The following is a 1,178-nucleotide window of genomic DNA, read 5'->3' as shown; positions in this document are numbered from 1 at the left end:
CCCTGACCGTGCTGGCCGGCATGATCGCCGCCGCCACGGGCCCGGCCACCGCCGCGCCCACCCCCTCCCCGGCGCCGCCGAGCGCCCTGGCCGCCGCCGTCAACGCCGCCGACGCGGCCGCGAACGCCGGGCTGGACGCGCTGGCCAAGGGCCCGGGCGAGACCTACGAGCGCAAGACCGTCACCCCCTGGCTCGGCGGCCTCTACTCCGTCTCCTACGAGCGCAGCTACCACGGCCTGCCCGTGGTCGGCGGCGACGCGGTCGTCCTCGCCGACTCCCAGGGCAAGGTCCGCGCCCTGCAGTCCGCCGCCACCGGACCGGTCGGCGGCTCGACCACCCCGCAGGTCAGCGCGGCGGACGCGGAGAAGACCGCCCGGACGAAACTGGCCACCGTGGACTCGGCGGACTCCCCCCGCCTGGTCGTCCGGGTCAAGGACGGCACCGGTCGGCTCGCCTGGGAGACCGTCCTCAAGGGCCGCACCGCGTCGGCGCCCAGCACCCTGCACGTCTTCGTGGACGCGGCCACCGGCGAGGTGCTCGACAGCTACGACGACGTCCGTGCGGGCACCATCAACAGCAAGTGGAACGGCCCCGCCCCGGTCACCATCAGCACCACGAGCTCGGGCGGCTCGTACTCGCTGCGCGACCCGAACCGGCCCGGCCTGTCGTGTTCCGACTACAGCACCGGGCAGGTCTTCTCCAAGTCCAGCGACTCCTGGGGCAACGGCAGCCCGTCGACCAAGGAGACCGGCTGCGGCGACGCGATGTTCGCGGCCCAGAAGGAATGGGACATGCTCCGCGACTGGCTCGGTCGCAACGGGCACAACGGCAACGGCGGCAGCTGGCCGGTCAAGGTCGGCCTCAACGACGTCAACGCCTACTGGGACGGCAGCACGATATCCATCGGCCACAGCCAGGCCAACGAGTGGATCGCGGCGATCGACGTGGTCGGCCACGAGTTCGGCCACGGCATCGACCAGTACACCCCCGGCGGCGCCAACAACGAGTCCGGCCTGGGCGAGGCCACCGGCGACATCATGGGCGCGCTGACCGAGTCGTACGCCAACGAGCCCGCCCCGTACGACTCCCCGGACTACACCGTCGGCGAGATGATCAACCTGGTCGGCCAGGGCCCGATCCGCAACATGTACAACCCCTCGCTCGTCAACAACGACCCG

At 72.2% G+C, this 1,178-nt stretch carries 1 protein-coding gene; it reads left to right on the top strand.

The window, feature by feature from the left end; all coding sequences use genetic code 11:
• Positions 1-2 precede the first annotated feature (2 nt).
• Positions 3-1,178, top strand: a 1,176-nt coding sequence (locus tag AE652_RS27900; RefSeq protein ID WP_234348566.1) for a M4 family metallopeptidase, incomplete at its 3' end; no start/stop codon positions are given.

The organism is Kitasatospora sp. MY 5-36, from assembly GCF_001182915.1.
Taxonomy (GTDB): domain Bacteria; phylum Actinomycetota; class Actinomycetes; order Streptomycetales; family Streptomycetaceae; genus Kitasatospora.
The sequence above is the reverse complement of the archived record's forward strand: the minus strand, read 5'-3'. Positions and strand labels throughout refer to the sequence as shown.